We start from the raw sequence: 12,514 nt of genomic DNA, 5'->3' as shown, positions 1-12,514 counted from the left end.
AGGAGCCGCAAATGCTGAAGCGGTGTGCTTCAACGGTGATTGTTCTTTTTGTGCTGGCCGGAGTATCTCCGGCCTTTGCTTTTGCTCTACAACAGGGACCACAAACACGCCCAGCACCCGGTGGCGGACAGGGTGGAGGCAGACCAGGTCAGCAGCCTGGCGGCAATCGCCCCGGGGGATCCAACCCCGGTGGCGGAAATCGTCCGGGAGGCGGGTCAAATCCAGGAGGTAATCCCCCCGGCGGCAATCCAGGCGGCACCCCTCAGCAGCCATCAAGGCCAGGCAACAATCGTCCCCGGCCAAGCGGCGGGAACCGTCCCAATCCCAACCCCGGTCTTCATCGTCCATCGGGCCCATCCGGACCCTCCCGGCCATCTGGCGGCTCGCATGGCCGTCCACCACAGTGGGGACATGCTCCGCAGAACCGGCCTTCATACAGCTTCCGGCCCAATGACAGGAATTATCTGCGCAATTACTACCGGCGCAACCTGGGCTACATCAATCGCGGGAGGCGGCCGCATCTCGTAATGGGCGGATTCTTCCCCTATGCATACATCAGCTACCTCACGCCAGTACCAGCTGGACTGTACGGGTATCTGCCGCCTCCTCCGCCTGGCTACCAGATGGGTTACTACGATGGATATGTCGTGATCTATGATCCGCTGACGTACTTTATAGCAAATGTGATCGATCTGCTGGACTAGAAATCTTGCTTATATGCGTTGTCAAGCATGCCTGAAGTAATATATTGCTATAAACTGCTGATTATAAAAGGCAATTGTTGCAACGCATAATGATCTGTCATTTCCTCTTTTCCTGATATTCTGAAAATAAGAGCCGAAATAGAAAGAAAGCCTGCCCTTGATTCGGCAGGCTTTTTTATTGCCCAAAATCAGGACTTTGCGTAGAACGCGCTTATTTTCAGTACTTTGCCGTATTAAGAATAGAACCTACGTTTTTTCAAAGACTTAACGCCTCCCCCCAGGGGGGGAGGTGGCAGTGCATGGAGGACAAGATGTTAGCCGAATGCCATCACATCTTCCCGGATGGACACAGGTGCGGAAGCCCGGCTCTGCGTGGAGAGCCTCACTGCTACTACCATGACCCGAAACGTAGTTCCGCCCACCGCAGACGCCGTACCCGGTACACGGGAATGGCAGATCTTCTGCCCAGCCTCGACTCCGTAGCCGGTGACCCGACGCAGATGCGGCTCCTCCTCTCTGCAGTCCTGCAAGCGCTGGCAGAGAATTCCATCAGCCTATACAAAGCCCAAACCATCATCTACGCCTTGCAGCTGGCCACAAACCTCAACAACCAATAGGCGCGAAAGCGCGTCCGCTTAGCCTGCCCTGAGCGAAGTGGGGTGGGAAGTCGAAGGGGCGAGTCCCGTGCTATCGTCATAAGCAATTCCTTTCCTGGACGGAGCACGCTTCGATGACGGGCGGTTTGTTTTCTCGCTTGATAGTGGCTGCGCTTGGCCTTTGTACGGTTACGACGCTGGCACAACCCTCTATTCACCACGACATGCGCCTCGAAGGCGCATATTCTTTTGAGCGCAACGGCTGGACATATATCCATCTTCAGGGAACGCCAGCCGAGATCGGCTACCAGCACGGCTACCTGCTGGCTTCGCAGATTGAAGATGCGTACCATGTCTTCAAGCTCGAAGATGAGCACAGCACCGGGCGCGACTGGGCCTTCTTCCGCGATGCAGCGAAGACGATTCTGTGGCCGCATATCGATACTGAATATCAGGAGGAGCTTTCCGCAATCGCAGAAGGTGTGCAGGCCAAGGGCATCGATCTCGATGTGTGGGACATCGTCGCCATCAACGGCACCATGGAGCTTTCTGAATACTATGTTCCGTGGCTGAATAAGCAGCAGCATGCTATGAATGCGCCGAAGATAGATGCTCCGGGCAATTGCAGCGCCTTCATCGCCACGGGCAGTTACACCAAGGACGGCAAGATCGTCATCGCGCACAACAACTGGAGCTCCTACGCCGAAGGCTCGCGCTGGACCGTGATGTTCGATATCCAGCCGGAGAAGGGACACCGCATTCTGATGGACGGCGTTCCCGGAATGATCACCAGCAATGACGACTTCGGCATCAACGATGCGGGCATCATGCTGTCGGAGACGACCATCAGCCAGTTCGAAGGCTGGAACTCGGATGGCAAGCCTACCTTCATGCGCTCTCGGAAGTCGCTGCAATATGCGAGTTCGATTGATGATGTCGTGGCAACAATGCGCGACGGCAATAACGGCGGCTATGCCAACGACTGGCTCATCGGCGACCGCAAGACGGGCGAAATTGCTTATCTCGAACTTGGATTGAAGAACACTCCCATCTGGCGCACGAAGGATGGATACTTCGTCAGCTCGAACTTTGCGCGCGATCCGAAACTCATTAAGGAAGAGACTGACGGATTCAATTACAACGACCTCTCCACTTCTCCGAATGCGCGCCGCGTGCGCTGGGAGCAGGAGATGACTTCGCACAAAGGTGCGATCGACGCGACCGCCGGGGAGCAGTTCCTCGCTGACCACGAAGACAGCTTCCTCAAGAAAGAGCAGCCGGACCAGCGCAGCCTTTGCGGGCACGTCGACAAAGTAAAGGAAGGCATTCCACAATGGGAGTGGCCTGCTTATTATCCGGGCGGCGCAGTGCAGGGAAAAGTAACGACGAGTGATCTCGCCGAAAAGATGAGCCTGATTGCGCACGCCGGCCATCCATGCGGCGAAGATTTTCTTGCCAGGCCGTTTCTTGCCGCGCACCCTCAGTTCAGCTGGATGTCTCCGATTCTGCGGGACATGAAATCCGGCGCCTGGACGACATTCACAGCAGGCGATAAAGAGAATTGAGGCAAAGCCGATGCCAGCCACTATTCCGGATATCTCGCAGGCGACAAAACAATATAACTACGGCACATGGCGATTTCAGAAGAACTGGGCGCCGTTGCATATTGTCGATGCCGAGGGCTGTTACATCATCGATGCAACAGGGAAGAAGTACCTCGATTTTTCCTCGCAGCTGATGTGCGTCAATCTCGGCCACAAGAACAAGGCCGTAGTGGATGCCATCGCCGAGCAGGCGCGCACGCTGGCCTATGTCATGCCTTCGTACGCGACCACGGCGCGGGCTGAACTAAGCACAGTGCTGACCGAAGTTCTGCCGGAAGGGCTGACGAAATTCTTTTTCACTACGTCCGGGACAGAAGCCAATGAGGCCGCCTTCAAGATTGCGCGCATGTACACAGGCAAGCCGAAGATCCTGACGCGTTACCGCTCGTATCACGGATCGACTGCGGGATCGATCGCGGCAACCGGCGATCCGCGGCGCTGGGCCATTGAACCATCAGGCAAAGGCCGAGACACGATCTTTGCTCCGGAAGTGAACTGCTATCAGTGCCCGATCAAGCATACCTATCCGCAGTGCAATATCGCCTGCGTCGATTATCTCGAGCACATGATCGAGAACGAGCAGAACGTTGCAGCGGTAATTGTCGAGCCGATTGTTGGCACGAACGGCGTGCTCGTTCCACCGCCGGAGTATATGCCGCGCCTGCGTGCGATCTGCGATCGCCATAACGTATTGCTGATCGCCGACGAAGTGATGACCGGATGGGGCCGCACCGGCAAATGGTTTGCCATGGACCACTGGAACGTGAAGCCCGACATTCTGACGACAGCGAAGGGCATTACATCCGCCTATGTTCCTCTGGGCCTCTGCACTACGACGGAGAAGATCGCCGCATACTTCGACGATCATTACTTCGCGCATGGACACACATACGAGGCCCATCCGCTGACGCTGAAGCCTGCCGTTGCCACGATTGCAGAAATGAAGCGGCTGAAGCTTGTGGAGCGTGCAGCGGAGCTGGAGCCATATCTCAAAACAAAACTGGAAGCCTTGCAGCAGAAGCATCCTTCCATCGGCGAAGTGCGCGGCATGGGGCTCTTCTGGGCGGTCGATCTGGTAAAGAACCGCACAACGAGACAGCCATTCAACACTATGAGCGATAAGGTCAGCGGCAAGCCGCTGGTTGTCGATCAGGTTGCAGTGCAGATGATGAAGAATGGCGTGAGCATCCAGGCATGGATCAGCCACTTCGTGATTGCGCCACCGCTGATTATCGAGAAAGAACAGATCGATGCAGGTGTGGCTGCTCTCGATGACGCTTTGGCGATTGCGGATGGATTGGTGGAGTAAAACCTTAGAGTTGTCATCCTGAGCGCAGCGAAGGATCTGCTTTTTGTTTCGAGTGGCACTACTGCAAGCATTAAAAGCAGATTCTTCGCTGCGCTCAGAATGACAGTGCGTAAAGGTCAATACTCAACCTTCGTACTACTGTCAGCCCAGGCCTGAAAGCTTTCCCACGCTTCATCGCGCAGCAGCTCTTCTTCAGGAATCACGCGCTTTTCGCGCGGCAATGCAAGCTGCTCGTAAAGAAACGCATCGGCGAAGTGGATGCGCGCGGCGTCCTCAGCGCGATTGCCGTAATAAATGGATTGAATGTGCGCCCAGTACGAAGCGGCCCAGCACATGGGGCACGGCTCGCAGCTCGTATAAAGCTCGCAGCCGCTCAGATCAAATGTGTTGAGACTGCGGCAGGCATTGCGGATGGCGTTGACCTCCGCGTGCGCCGTGGCATCGATAGTGGCAGTAACCGTGTTGACGCCTTCGCCGACGATCCTGCCATCTTTCACAACGATTGCGCCGAATGGCCCTCCGGCATTGCTGCGGACATTTTCCGTTGCAAGCGCAATCGCGCATCGCATGAATTCCTTTTTCAGATCACTCGACATATCGATGAAACCCTCATCAGTATGTCATGGCATTCGCTCTTTTCGGCGCAGTTCGTGCAACTGCGAGCTGCTTTGCTACTCGTGGCGAAGGGCCTGCATCGGGTCAACGCCGGCAGCGCGTCGTGCCGGAATCCAGCTGGCAGCAAGGGCAACGAAGATGAGCAGCAGGCCGGCTATTCCGAGCGTCGATGCATCCCACGGCTTTAACCCGTAGAGCATGGAAGTAATAAGGCGGCCCAGAGCAAGCGCTGCACCGAGGCCAGCAATCACGCCGATCAGTGCCAGCCACCACGCTTCACGCAGCACCATGCGCAGCACGCGCGCAGGCTTCGCTCCCAGCGCCATGCGGATGCCGATCTCATTGGTGCGCCGTGAAACGGTGTAGGCCATGATGCCGTAGATGCCGATGCAGGCCAGAACAAGCGCAAGCAGCCCGAAGCCGCTGGTGAGCGAGGCAAAGATGCGCTCCTGCTTGGTGGTATCGTCGATCTGTTCGTTCTGCGTGCGAACGTCGAGTAGTGGCAGGTCTTTGTCGATCGAAGCGATAGCTGCGCGCAGCGCTGGAGCAATAGCCGTGGGCCTCTGCTGCGTGGATATTTCGAAAGTCATGCTTTGCTCGCCATCCACCATCTGGCGGTAGGGCAGAAAGAATGTTGCAGGGGGATCATCGCGCAGGTTGGCGTATTTCGTGTCACCGCTGATGCCGACAATCTCAATGTGCTTCTTGTCCGCGGTGAAAGTCCTGCCGATGGGGTTGATATTCGGGAAGAACTTCTTCACCAGCGCTTGATTCACGATGGCGACCAGGCGCGAGGTCTCCGAATCGGTTTCCTTAAATGAGCGGCCCGCACGGATAGGAATGCCCATGGTGCTGAAAAAGTTTTGGCTCACGACAATCCTATAGGCCGAAGATTCTTCTGATTTCTTGGGCAGACCATCAGGCGCAAAATCGTCGTTAGACATGCTGTTCGCAATCAGCGGCAAATCAGTCAGGGAAACCGAGCGCACGCCGGGGACTGCGGCGAATCGCTCTTCAAGCTGATGATAAAGAGCGATGTCCTTCTGTGCAGGATAGCGTGTTCTGGGTGGCTGGATTTCAAAGAGCAGGATGTTGTCCGGGCGGAACCCAAGGTGACTGCGGTTGAGGTTCATCAGCGTATGGACAAAGAGACCCGCGCCGACCAGCAGCAGCATCGAAAGCGCAACCTGCACAATGACAAGCGCCTTGCCTGTTACGTTCCGGTTGCGCTGCGTGGCGGACTGGGCATTGTCCTTGAGCCCGCTGCTGACCTGGGTTCGCGTGGCCCGCCATGCTGGCGCAAGGCCAAAGAGTAATCCCGTGAAAACAGAGATGGCTGCTGTGAAGCAGAAAATCTTCCAGTCGAAGCTTGAGTTCATCTCCGTGGTCTCCCACGAAGACGAAAGCAGGCTCGGGATTGCATTGCGGCCAAGATAAGCGAGCAGGAAGCCGGCAATGCCGCCAGCGATAGACAGCAGCAGACTCTCTGTCAGCATCTGGCGCAGGATGCGACTGCGGGCCGCACCCAGCGCGAGGCGCACACTCATCTCCCGCTGGCGGCTGCTGGCGCGGGCCAGCAGAAGGTTGGCAAGGTTGGCGCAGGCAAGCAGCAGAACAAATCCGGCAAGGGCTGTAAGGACATAGACAGGCTGTGCAAACTCTCGTCCGGAGAAATTTTCTCCACGGCTACCATCTGTGAAAGCAAGGCGCGGCACAGAGCGATCCTTCTCAACGGTCATGATTGAGCGCACAGTGGCATTGAGCACTACATCGAGTGAAGCGCGCGAGGTTTCGTCAGGAACACCGGGCTTCATTCGGCCCATCACCAGTACCCACCAGAAATCAGGGTCAGAGAGCAGCGGCTTCTTCGCCCAGTTGGGCGCGGCCATGGGTGACATGCTGAAGGGAAGAAAAACATCAGGCGAGCTTTGTGTGCCCGATGCTCCGGTAAAGCCCGGCGGATTGACGCCGATGATCGTAATCGTCGTGAGGTTCAGCTGGATTGTCTTACCGATGACGTTGGGCGAGCGGCCGAAACGGCGTACCCAGAAACCATCGCTGATGACGACAACCGGTCCTGTGCCTGGCGCTCCGTCATCGGAGTCCTGAATCGCACGCCCAAGTGCGGGCTTTACGCCGAGCGCCTGATAGAAATTTCCGGAGACAAATTGAGAAGTGACGGCCTCAGCCTGGCCATCAATCGTCGCCATCAGGCGGGGGAAATTCTTGAAGGCAAAAACATCCTGCAGAACACGATTCTGTTTGCGAAGCTGTTGATAAACCGGATAGGAAAAAGAAGTGGCGAAGGTTTTGCCATTCTCGGTGTTCCACATGCCCCATGAATGGTGGACAACGTTTTTGCCTGTTGATGTCCATGCGAAAAGGCGAAGCTCTTCCGGTTTCTGCACGGAGAGCTTGTCGAGCAGCACATGTTTGGTAAGGCTAAAAATTGTAGCGTTGGCGCCAATACCAAGAGCGAGCGAACCGATGGCAATCGAGGTGAAACCTGGAGTCTTCAGAAAGGCGCGGAAAGCGTAACGTATATCAGTGCGCAGCTCATCCCATGCGCGCGTGCCCCATGCCTCGCGGCAATTCTCTTTCTGTGCAGCGACTCCGCCGACTTCCACGCGCGCGCGGCGATAAGCCTCCTCCGGTGGAAGGCCGCTGAGCATCAACTCTTCAGCATAGATCTGGACATGAAAGGCGAGTTCCTCTTCAATCTCGTTATTGAGCTGTTCACGGCGGGTCACAGCTTTCCACCAGGTTCTGGCGCGGCTGGCGATGCTCATATTCCCTCTGGTGTTGCGCGAAGAATCGCGCCGATGGCGTCGGCCATGCGGTTCCACTTTTCTGTCTCTGCCTGAAGGCGTCGTCGTCCTGCGGCGGTGAGGCGGTAATACTTAGCCTTGCGATTGTTCTCGCTTTGTCCCCATTCACTCGCAATCCAGCCCTCGTGCTCAAGGCGATACAACGCAGGATAGAGCGAGCCCTGCTGTATCTCGAGACGATTACCGGATATCTGCTGGATACGCAGCAGAACGCCATAGCCATGCAGCGGCCCGAGAGAGACGGCCTTCAGAACCATCATGTCGAGCGTGCCTTGCAGCAGATCAGCCTGTTTGGGAGCCAAAAAACGATTCCTCCTAGATTGACTAGGAGAATATGATGTCTTTCCTAGTATGTCAAGGAGACTGGGCTGTCCAGACGGGCGCACCTATCGGTGAATACTGTTTTCCAGTGCCTGAGCGCTGCATCCAGTACGCTATGTTTTCGCCAGATAAAAGAAGCGCAGAATGAAAAGCGCTGCAAGCAGATAGAGCAGCCAGTCCTGCCGGCGGACGCGCCCGGTAAAAACGCGCAGCAGCGCGAAGGCGATGGTGCCAAAACTGAGCCCATTGGCAATGGAATAGGTCAGCGGAATTGTCACCAGCGTAAGAAAAGCAGGGAATGCAACCAGAGGATCAGACCATTGAATGTCGCTGATCGAGGAGAGCATGAGCCCGCCGACGATAATCAGTGCAGGTGATGTGGCCGCGGAAGGGATCGCTCCAACGAGAGGAGCAATAAATAAAGCAACGAAAAAGAGCAGTCCGGTCACAATGGCGGTAATGCCGGTGCGGCCGCCGGCTGCCACTCCTGCGCTGGATTCGATGTAGCTGACGACCGTGCTCGTTCCTGTGAGCGATCCGGCGATGCTCGCAGTGGCGTCGGCAAAGAAGATGCGGTTGAGGCGCGGGATGTGATGCTCTCTGTCAATCAGGCCAGCCTTCTTGCTGACGGCGAGAAGCGTTCCGATGTTGTCAAAGAGGTCGACGAAGAGGAACACGAAGATAATTTCAAGCACGCCGACATGCAGAGCGCTGCGGACATCAAGCTTCAGAGCTGTGGCCGTGATGTTGGACAGGCGATAATACTGTGGCTGCCACGCGACCAGCTTGAGCACCCATCCAATGATCGTGGTGCCAAGGATGCCGATCAGCATGGAAGCCCGCACGCCGAACGCCTGCAGTAAAGCAATCAGCAGCAGGCCGAAACACGCAAGCGCGGTCTGAGGGTTATGCAGATTACCGAGCGCAACGACTGTGGCAGGATCGGAAACAATGATGCCAGCGTTGTGTAATCCTATAAAGGCGATGAAGAGGCCCACGCCGCCGGCAAGGGCTGCATGCAGTTCGTGCGGAATGGCGCTGACCAGCAGTTGCCGGACACCGCCAATCGTGAGGAGAAGAAAGATTACTCCGGAAATGAAGCCCGCTCCGAGTGCCGTCTGCCAGGGCACGCCCATGTGCTTCACTACTGTGTAGGTGAAATAGGCATTCAGGCCCATTCCCGGAGCCAGTGCGATGGGGTACTTCGCCAGTGCTCCCATCAGAATGCTGCCGAGGGCAGCTGAACAGCATGTGGCCGCAGTCACAGCGGCGATGGGCATGCCCGTCTCATGCAGAATGGCGGGGTTCACGAAGACGATGTAGGCCATCGTGATGAAGGTAGTGAATCCGGCTAGAATCTCCGTCCGCCAGTTTGTTCCCAGTTCATCAAAGGAGAAATACCTCTCAAGCGCCGAGAGGAGACCGCCGCGCCTTTCAGGTGCAGTCGTTGTTTGCATGCTTGGGCGTAGTCTACACAGAAGACTGTCCGCGCCCAACAGCAGCTTGCGATAATTCAATGTTTCAAACAGGAAATAGATTGCTCCTTGACTTTGGTAATTCCCGGCAAGTATCGTTCGTTTTGCGGCAATTCGTCATGGTAAGGAGAAGTTTCTAAGTGGGCCTGAACCCTTTGCTGGGAGTTTTCTTTCATTGGCTGGGAGGGCTTGCTTCCGCCAGCTTCTACGTACCATTTCGCGGAGTGAAGCGCTGGGCCTGGGAGACCTACTGGCTCGTCGGTGGTGTTTTCAGCTGGATCATCGTTCCCTGGCTCCTCGCCGGCTTTATGACGCGCGATCTCATGGCCGTGCTGCATGAGGCGCCCATGAGCAGTCTCATCTGGACATATTTCTTCGGCATTCTCTGGGGACTGGGCGGTCTGACTTTCGGTCTGACGATGCGCTATCTCGGCTTATCGCTGGGCATGGCTGTGGCGCTTGGATACACGGCAGTCTTTGGCACGTTGATGCCGCCGATCTTTCGCGGACAGTTTGTGTCGGAAGTGCTGGGCACGCATTCGGGAGTCATCATTCTTGTTGGCGTTGTGGTCTGTCTTGCCGGAATCGGATTTGCAGGCGCGGCCGGGATTTCGAAAGAGCGTGAGATGTCTGAGGAAGAGAAGCGGGCGGCGATTCAGGAATTTGACCTGAAGCGTGGACTGTTGATCGCGACATTTTCCGGTGTCATGAGCGCCTGCTTTGCTTATGGGCTTGCGGCTGGCGACCCTATCAAGACCATCACCATCCAGCATGGAACTTCAGCACTTTGGCAGGGGCTGCCGGTGCTGGTCGTGCTGCTTGCCGGCGGATTTACCACTAACTTCATCTGGTGCGTGATCCTTCATATTCGTAACCATACAAGTTACCAATACCTTGCGATAAAGACGCGCGGCCATGTTCCTTTAAGGAGCGAGGAGCCGGTTATGGAAACAGCGACAGATGCTCCAGGAATTGAAGTGGCTGTCCACTATGGAGTAGAGCAGGAGACGCAGGAAGATGTTCCTGTCGCCGCAAATTACTTCCTGTCTGCGCTGGCTGGAACGACCTGGTATATGCAGTTCTTCTTCTACACCATGGGCGAAACGCAGATGGGCCGCTTCAAGTTTTCCAGCTGGACATTGCACATGGCCAGCATCATCATCTTCAGCACGCTCTGGGGTATTGCGCTTAAGGAATGGCGCGGAGCAGGCACACGCACGCGCCTGCTGGTGGCCTGCACGCTGATCGTACTGATTGGCTCCACTGTGATTGTCGGATATGGGAATTTCCTTGGTGTCGCCGCGAGCTCGTCGAGCGCTGCGCTCAGAAGCATCCACTAAGCTCTCTGCCATACTGGAACGATGCACGTTTCGCTCGTTCTGACCTTCCTTGCATGGATTATTGCGCTGTTATGGATATGGCGGACGCGTGTTGCGCTCAGCAATCTTCCTCGTCTACCTGACCTGTTGAGACAGGCTGCGGATGCTCCGTTGACGCAGCCGTTTGTTTCCGTTATTGTCCCGGCTCGCAATGAAGAGCATGCCATCGAGCAGACCCTGCGCTCGCTTCTTGCGCAGAAGGAAGTAACAGTTGAGGTTCTTGCTGTCGATGACCGCTCGACCGACGCTACCGGCTCCATCATGGATCGCGTTGCTGCCGAAACTCTGGGTACGAACATCCGCGTGATCCATGTCAAAGACCTGCCTGCAGGCTGGATGGGGAAGACGCACGCAATGGCCCTGGCCGCACGGCAGGCAAGCGCTCCGTGGCTCCTGTTTACCGATGCCGATGTGATCTTCCGCGAAGACTGCCTCGGACGCGTTCTTCAATACGCCGAAGCGGGCGCAGATCATCTCGTGCTGTTTCCTACGCTGATTCTCAAAAATTTCGGCGAGCGGATGATGCTTTCTGCCATTCAAATATTGACGTTTGTTTCGTGGCGTCCATGGAAGATTGCAGATCCGGAGAGCCGCGAGTCGATTGGCGTGGGCGCGTTCAATCTGGTTCGCAGCGATGTTTATCGCAGCATGGGCGGCTTCGCGGCTCTTCGGCTGGAAGTGCTCGAAGACTTACGCTTTGGTTATCTCATAAAGCAGAGCGGCTATCGGCAGAGATTTGTTTTTGGACGGGACCTGGTTCGCGTGCATTGGGCCGCGGGCACCATGGGAGTCATTCGCAATCTGACGAAGAATATCTTTGCCGTCTTTCGTTTTAAAGTCTTGCAGCTGGCGGGAGCCGCAGTTCTTCTCGGACTGTTCTGCATTCTTCCTGTAGGTGCGTTCTTCGGTTCATGGAGTGCTCGCATCCCCGCGTTGCTCGCGCTCGTATCCGCGATTGCCATGTACAGCTATATCGGCCGCAGGATGACTGGAGTACCGGTGATGTATGTTCTTACACTTCCGGTTGCGTCCTGCCTCATCATCTACGCGCTGTTGCGCTCCATGCTGGTGACTCTCATTCGCGGCGGAGTGGTGTGGCGCGGAACGTTCTATCCATTGGCGGAGCTGCGCAAGCATGCGGGGCCGTTGCGATGAGCCTCAGTGCGACTTGAAGATACTGCGGTGATGAGCGCTCCTGAGCGCCGGATCATTGAACGCAGTACGGCCATCTTGGGCAGAAAAGCCGCGTAGCAGGGCAGGGTTCGGAGTAAATTTTTCTGATCCACCGTGGAACTGACGCGCATGGCTCAGTATGATCTCGCCCTGGTTGCCGTAGGCGTGCACGATGCCGCGAAGCTGAATATCCTGCTGGCGATATTGCTCCAGATCACCTACATCCCTGCGGTCGGATTTTCTGCTCATCACGGTGAAGCGGCATTGGTCTTCTGTCATCTCCGGCTTGCATACATCGAGAAAACGCGTACCGTCGGCCAGCTCTACGATGTCATAGACGTGTGCACGGATACAGACATCTTTGTTGGCATGCGAGAGAGCCTCATCCGGGGAATAGCAGGGGCGGTCAGCCTTTACGATCGGCTGGTAGAGAAGCATGAGACACAGCACAGAAATGCGCATAACAATAGATGAAAGTGTGCTTTCACACTATATTTGCTGCGCGCGCTG

Annotated in this window: 11 protein-coding genes; 6 read left to right on the top strand and 5 right to left on the bottom strand. The window is 56.2% G+C overall.

What is annotated here, in order from left to right; translation table 11 throughout:
• The first annotated feature begins 11 nt into the window (after positions 1-11).
• The 4 genes from AC5S16_RS02135 to AC5S16_RS02120 all read left to right on the top strand — a co-directional run bounded on the left by AC5S16_RS02135 (position 12) and on the right by AC5S16_RS02120 (position 4,213).
• Positions 12-704: a hypothetical protein gene (locus AC5S16_RS02135; RefSeq protein WP_493928355.1), complete on the top strand. Its 693-nt coding sequence runs from the start codon at positions 12-14 to the stop codon at positions 702-704.
• Between the two features lie 449 nt (positions 705-1,153).
• Positions 1,154-1,321, top strand: coding sequence for a hypothetical protein (locus tag AC5S16_RS02130; protein WP_493928354.1), 168 nt, complete (start codon positions 1,154-1,156; stop codon positions 1,319-1,321).
• A 113-nt stretch (positions 1,322-1,434) separates the two neighbouring features.
• Positions 1,435-2,865, top strand: coding sequence for a C45 family autoproteolytic acyltransferase/hydrolase (locus tag AC5S16_RS02125; RefSeq protein WP_493928353.1), 1,431 nt, complete (start codon positions 1,435-1,437; stop codon positions 2,863-2,865).
• A 10-nt stretch (positions 2,866-2,875) separates the two neighbouring features.
• Entirely contained in the window at positions 2,876-4,213 is a 1,338-nt protein-coding gene (locus AC5S16_RS02120) for an aminotransferase family protein (protein ID WP_493928352.1), read from the top strand.
• 116 nt (positions 4,214-4,329) lie between these two features.
• On the opposite strand, the gene AC5S16_RS02115 is transcribed toward AC5S16_RS02120, so the two are convergent.
• The 4 genes from AC5S16_RS02115 to AC5S16_RS02100 form a co-directional block, all read right to left on the bottom strand.
• Positions 4,330-4,809 carry a nucleoside deaminase gene (locus AC5S16_RS02115; RefSeq protein WP_493928351.1) on the bottom strand — a complete coding sequence of 160 codons (480 nt, stop codon included), beginning with the start codon at positions 4,807-4,809 and terminating at the stop codon, positions 4,330-4,332.
• Between the two features lie 75 nt (positions 4,810-4,884).
• Positions 4,885-7,617: an ABC transporter permease gene (locus AC5S16_RS02110; RefSeq protein WP_493928350.1), complete on the bottom strand. Its 2,733-nt coding sequence runs from the start codon at positions 7,615-7,617 to the stop codon at positions 4,885-4,887.
• Positions 7,614-7,958, bottom strand: coding sequence for a PadR family transcriptional regulator (locus AC5S16_RS02105; RefSeq protein WP_493928349.1), 345 nt, complete (start codon positions 7,956-7,958; stop codon positions 7,614-7,616). The genes AC5S16_RS02110 and AC5S16_RS02105 overlap by 4 nt, the downstream gene beginning before the upstream one ends.
• Positions 7,959-8,090: 132 nt before the next feature.
• Positions 8,091-9,434, bottom strand: coding sequence for an NCS2 family permease (locus AC5S16_RS02100; protein WP_493928348.1), 1,344 nt, complete (start codon positions 9,432-9,434; stop codon positions 8,091-8,093).
• A gap of 158 nt (positions 9,435-9,592) precedes the next feature.
• Here AC5S16_RS02100 and rhaT point away from each other — a divergent pair, with 158 nt between their 5' ends.
• The gene (gene rhaT, locus AC5S16_RS02095) at positions 9,593-10,792 is read left to right on the top strand and encodes an L-rhamnose/proton symporter RhaT (RefSeq protein WP_493928347.1); all 1,200 of its coding nucleotides are present in this window, start codon (positions 9,593-9,595) and stop codon (positions 10,790-10,792) included.
• Positions 10,793-10,813: 21 nt separating this feature from the next.
• A complete protein-coding gene (locus AC5S16_RS02090; protein WP_493928346.1) occupies positions 10,814-11,986 on the top strand; it encodes a glycosyltransferase family 2 protein in 1,173 nt (390 codons plus the stop codon).
• 3 nt (positions 11,987-11,989) lie between these two features.
• Here AC5S16_RS02090 and AC5S16_RS02085 read toward each other — a convergent pair whose 3' ends face one another.
• Complete coding sequence (locus AC5S16_RS02085) at positions 11,990-12,466, bottom strand: hypothetical protein (RefSeq protein ID WP_493928345.1); 477 nt, start codon at positions 12,464-12,466, stop codon at positions 11,990-11,992.
• Positions 12,467-12,514 lie beyond the last annotated feature (48 nt).

This window comes from Acidobacterium sp. FHG110202_01, assembly GCF_059115305.1.
The sequence above is the reverse complement of the archived record's forward strand: the minus strand, read 5'-3'. Positions and strand labels throughout refer to the sequence as shown.

Bases quoted from the DNA above. Each gene is read 5' to 3' on its own strand.
- AC5S16_RS02110 (WP_493928350.1), bottom strand. From the start codon at position 7,617: ATGAGCATCGCCAGCCGCGCCAGAACCTGGTGGAAAGCTGTGACCCGC.
- AC5S16_RS02135 (WP_493928355.1), top strand. From the start codon at position 12: ATGCTGAAGCGGTGTGCTTCAACGGTGATTGTTCTTTTTGTGCTGGCC.
- AC5S16_RS02085 (WP_493928345.1), bottom strand. From the start codon at position 12,466: ATGCGCATTTCTGTGCTGTGTCTCATGCTTCTCTACCAGCCGATCGTA.
- AC5S16_RS02125 (WP_493928353.1), top strand. From the start codon at position 1,435: ATGACGGGCGGTTTGTTTTCTCGCTTGATAGTGGCTGCGCTTGGCCTT.
- AC5S16_RS02100 (WP_493928348.1), bottom strand. From the start codon at position 9,434: ATGCAAACAACGACTGCACCTGAAAGGCGCGGCGGTCTCCTCTCGGCG.
- AC5S16_RS02120 (WP_493928352.1), top strand. From the start codon at position 2,876: ATGCCAGCCACTATTCCGGATATCTCGCAGGCGACAAAACAATATAAC.
- AC5S16_RS02130 (WP_493928354.1), top strand. From the start codon at position 1,154: ATGGCAGATCTTCTGCCCAGCCTCGACTCCGTAGCCGGTGACCCGACG.
- AC5S16_RS02115 (WP_493928351.1), bottom strand. From the start codon at position 4,809: ATGTCGAGTGATCTGAAAAAGGAATTCATGCGATGCGCGATTGCGCTT.
- AC5S16_RS02090 (WP_493928346.1), top strand. From the start codon at position 10,814: ATGCACGTTTCGCTCGTTCTGACCTTCCTTGCATGGATTATTGCGCTG.